The sequence below is a fragment of the Micromonospora sp. NBS 11-29 genome, from assembly GCF_002140155.1.
In the GTDB taxonomy this organism is placed as follows: domain Bacteria; phylum Actinomycetota; class Actinomycetes; order Mycobacteriales; family Micromonosporaceae; genus Micromonospora.
Genome location: NZ_NAPR01000004.1, coordinates 373,514 through 377,596, shown reverse-complemented (window position 1 = coordinate 377,596; position 4,083 = coordinate 373,514). Strand labels below are relative to the sequence as shown.

Here is a 4,083-nt window from a genome sequence, read left to right as displayed (position 1 = left end):
GGCGGTAACAAGAAGGCCGCGTACACCTCGGTCCTCAACGCCCTCAACGCCGCCGGCCCCGGTCCGACGACCTCGCCGACGGCCTCGCCGACCACCTCGCCCACGGGGACGCCGACCACGCCGCCGCCGTCCGGCGGCGCCGGCCGGATCCTCGGCAGCCAGTCGGGCCGCTGCATCGACGTGCCCAGCTCGTCGCAGACCAACGGCACCCGGGTGCAGCTCTACGACTGCCACGGCCAGACCAACCAGCAGTGGACGTACACCGGCAGCAAGCAGCTGACCGTCTACAGCGGCGGCCGGTGCCTGGACGCCGCCGGCACCGGCAACGGCGCGGCGGTGCAGATCTACAGCTGCAACGGCCAGGCCAACCAGCAGTGGAACGTCAACTCCAACGGCACCATCACCGGTGTCCAGTCCGGCCGCTGCCTCGACGTCTGGGGCACCGGCAACGGCCAGCAGGTTCAGCTCTACGACTGCAACGGCCAGGCCAACCAGCAGTTCCGGCTCGTCACGAACTGATCGGAACGGGTGATGGCTCACCGCCGTGGCCGGTGCCGCGACGGTGAGCCATCGCGGTCCCGGGGGTCGACGTCACTCGGCCTCCAGGGCCGAGTCGATCGTGGTGAAGCCGCCGCCGTCGCGCGCGGTGGCGGCGATCGCCGTGAGAACATCGAGTACGTGCAGACCCCGGGCGCCCGACGCCAGGGCGGGCCGCCCGGTCAGGATGGCCTCCGCCATGTCGACCAGGCCCATCCCCATGAACCCGTCGGAGTCGCGAGGGCCGGGCACCACCTCGACGAAGTCGGTTCCCGGCCCCTTGAGCAGCACCGGCCCGCCCCACGAGTTGGCCTGCGCGGCGACGATCGTGCCCTCGGTGCCGTGGATCTCCAGGGGCGGCGTCCGGGTCGCCGCGACGTCGAAGCTGGTCACCAGCATGCCCAGCGCCCCGCTGGCGAACTCCAGCACGCTGTTGACGTGGGTGAACGTCTCCACGGGGAACGTGGATCCCGCGCGGGGCCCGACCGACACGACCCGTTCGGGGCGCGCGGACGCCCCCAGCGCCCCCACCCGCGCCACGGAGCCCATGAGCGCGGTCAGGACCGTGAGGTAGTACGGACCGATGTCGAACAGCGGCCCGGCGCCCTCCTGGTAGAGGAACTCCGGCTCCGGGTGGAACCGCTCCGGCCCGGGGTTCATCATGGCCGCGTTCACCGAGGTCGGGGTGCCGATGGCCCCCTGGGCGACGAGGGTGGCGCAGGTCTGCGGCCCGACGCCGAGGAAGGTGTCCGGCGCGGTGCCGACCCGCAACGACCGGGCCCGGGCCGCTTCGAGGACGCGGCGACCGTCGGCCATGGTGGTCGCCAGCGGCTTCTCCGTGTAGACGTGCTTGTCCTGCGCCAGCGCCCGCAGGGTCAGCTCGGCGTGCGCCCTGGGCGGGGTCAGGTTGAGTACGAGGTCGACGTCCGGATGGGCCAGCAGTTCGTCCACCGGGCACACCTGCGGCACCCCGTGCGCGGAGGCCAGTGCCCGCGCCCGCGCCGGATCGGCGTCGGCGCAGGCGACGACCGTGACCGCCGGCTGGCCGGCGAGGTTGGCGAGGTAGCGGGAACTGACGTTGCCGCAGCCCACCAGCCCCACCCGGACCGTTCCGTCGACAGCCATGTCAGGACAGCCTGATCTCTCGACCGGTACGGGCCGACTCGTAGATCCCGTCGAGCATGCGCATGACCTCCGCGCCGTGCCACACCGGGGCCACCTCCTCGGCCTCACCGAGGCACAGCGAGACGAAGTGCGCGATCTCGTTGGCGAACCCCTCGGCGAAGTCGAACGACAGGTGGTCGATCTGCGGCCCCACGTTCAGCACGGTGTCGTGCGTTTCGGTGGCGATGCGAAGCTCCGGTTCGAGTTCCGCGCCGCCGCGCTCACCGAAGACCGCCACCTCCAGGCGGTCTTCGAGCGCGTGCAGGGAATAGCTGGTCTCCAGCGTCAGGGACGCGCCGTTGTCGAAGCGGATGAGGGCCGCCGCGAAGTCCTCGACGTCGCTGCGCGCGGGGTCGTAGTCCGCGACCTTGTACCGCGACAACGACGTGACGTTCGCCCGGTTCCCGAGCCGGGAGTGGGTGACCGCGCTGACCGTGGCCGCCTTCGGGGTGCCCATGAAGTACCAGCACAGATCCAGGACGTGCACGCCGATGTCGATGAGCGGCCCGCCGCCGGAGCGCGCCCGGTCCGCGAACCAGCCACCCGGGTTGCCGAGCCGGCGGATGTTCGTCGCGCGGGCGTGGTAGACGTCGCCCAGCATGCCGCCGTCGACGAACGACTTGAGCACCTTGGCGTTCGCGCCGAACCGCCGGACGAAGCCGACCTGGAGGTGCCGGTCGGTGCGCGCGACCGCCTCGACGAGCGCCTGAGCCTCGTCGGCGGTACGGCTCAGCGGCTTCTCCACGAGGACGTGCTTGCCGGCGTCCAGCGCCGCGGTGGCGATCTCCGCGTGGGTGTCGTTCCAGGTGCAGATGCTCACCGCGTCGATCCCGGGGTCGGCGAGCAGGGCGTCGAGTGTGGGGTGGACGCGGGCCACGCCGAAGGTCTCCGCCTTCTGTGCGCTGCGCTCCGGGTTCACGTCGAACACGCCGGCGAGGTGGACGTCCGGGTTGGCGGCGTACGCGCCCAGGTGCATGTCCGCGATGCTGCCGACGCCGATCACGCCCACGCCGAGCCGGCTCGTGCGTTCGCTCATGCGGCCGCCTCCACCTCGGCGAAGAGCCGCTTCGCGTTGGCCAGGCCGATCGTGTTCGCCATCAGGCACTCCTCGATGCCCTCGAACTCGATGGAGACGAAACCGTCGTAGCCGGCGTCGAGGATGCCGTGGACGATCCGGCGCATGTCCAGGTCGCCGTAGCCGACGATGGAACCGAGCAGGTACGTGCCGCCGGGGGTGTGGTGCCAGCCCTCGCCGGGGAACTGCGAGCGGACGTAGAAGTCCTTCAGGTGCACGATGCTGGCGTACGGCGCGTTGCCGGCCACCGCCACCACCGGGTTGTCGTCCACCGACATGAAGTTGCCGACGTCGAGCGTGGTCTTGAAGTTCGGTTCGTCGACGAGGTGGATGAGCCGGCGGACCCGTTCGCCGCCGTTCATCAGCAGCCCGTGGTTCTCCACGCTGGTGGTGATGCCGTACTGGGCGGCATACTGGGCGATCTCCTGGCACGCCTCGACCATCCGGGGCATCAGCGCCTCGAACTCGGCGACGTCCTTGGCCCGGTGGGCCCACTTGGCGACGTCGTGCCGGAAGAGCGTGATGCCCAGCTCGGCGGCCACGTCGAGGTGTCGCTTGACCCGCTGCATGTGCCGCTCGGCGTCCGCACCGAGCAGGTCGGCGGGGACGACCAGGTTGGACAGGGTGACGCCCTGGTCGGCGGCGCGGGTCTTCACCTCCCGGACGAACTCGGGGTCCTGGTCGAGCGTGGAGGTGTCGTTGGAGATCTCCGGGGACAGCGAGACGGTCGCGATCTCCATGTGGGTGGCGTCGCTTGCGGCGATCCAGTCGATGACCTCGAAGAGGCTCATCCGGCCGGTGCGCAGGTGCTGGTAGAAGGAGTAGGAGCTGAAGCCGAATTGCACGATGTTTCCTTTTCCTAGAGGGCGGCGTACCGGCGGCGTCGTTCCGCCTGGCGTGCGGGGTCGGGGATGGGGGAGGCCATGAGCAGGCGGTTCGTGTACGGATGCGCCGGCCGGGACGTGACGACGTCGCCCTCGCCGGTCTCGACGATTCGGCCCTTGAGCATCACCGCGACCCGGTGGCAGATGTAGCGCACCACCGACAGGTCGTGGGAGATGAAGAGGTAGGCGACGCCGGTCCGCTCCTGCACCTCGATGAGCAGGTCGAGGATGCTGGCCTGGGTGGACAGGTCGAGGGCGCTCACCGGCTCGTCGCAGACGANGTCCGCCCCCAGGCCGATCTGGCGCAACAGCTCACCGATCCGCCCGGTGGCCTCCGCGCGGGCCACGCCCTGGGCCCGCAACGGCTCGGCGAGGATGGTCTCGACGGTCATCGCCGGGTTGAGCGACGAATACGGGTCCTGG

General features: G+C 70.7%; 4 protein-coding genes. 1 reads left to right on the top strand and 3 read right to left on the bottom strand.

Going from position 1 to position 4,083, the window contains the following annotated elements; translation table 11 throughout:
* A partial coding sequence (locus B1205_RS05800) for an RICIN domain-containing protein (RefSeq protein ID WP_254909740.1) occupies positions 1-519 on the top strand: 519 nt, incomplete at its 5' end.
* A 72-nt stretch (positions 520-591) separates the two neighbouring features.
* Here B1205_RS05800 and B1205_RS05795 read toward each other — a convergent pair.
* The 3 genes from B1205_RS05795 to B1205_RS05785 are packed head-to-tail and all read right to left on the bottom strand — an operon-like array spanning position 592 to position 3,621.
* Positions 592-1,662, bottom strand: coding sequence for a Gfo/Idh/MocA family protein (locus B1205_RS05795; protein WP_089154663.1), 1,071 nt, complete (start codon positions 1,660-1,662; stop codon positions 592-594).
* Between the two features lies 1 nt (position 1,663).
* Positions 1,664-2,737 (bottom strand): Gfo/Idh/MocA family protein, encoded by a 1,074-nt coding sequence (locus B1205_RS05790; RefSeq protein ID WP_089154662.1) that lies wholly within the window; start codon positions 2,735-2,737, stop codon positions 1,664-1,666.
* Positions 2,734-3,621, bottom strand: a complete 888-nt coding sequence (locus B1205_RS05785; RefSeq protein ID WP_089154661.1) for a sugar phosphate isomerase/epimerase family protein — start codon at positions 3,619-3,621, stop codon at positions 2,734-2,736. Before B1205_RS05785 ends, B1205_RS05790 begins: the two co-directional genes overlap by 4 nt.
* Positions 3,622-4,083 lie beyond the last annotated feature (462 nt).

Excerpts from the sequence above, each read along its gene's own strand:
- B1205_RS05795 (WP_089154663.1), bottom strand. The coding sequence starts at position 1,662 with ATGGCTGTCGACGGAACGGTCCGGGTGGGGCTGGTGGGCTGCGGCAAC.
- B1205_RS05790 (WP_089154662.1), bottom strand. The coding sequence starts at position 2,737 with ATGAGCGAACGCACGAGCCGGCTCGGCGTGGGCGTGATCGGCGTCGGC.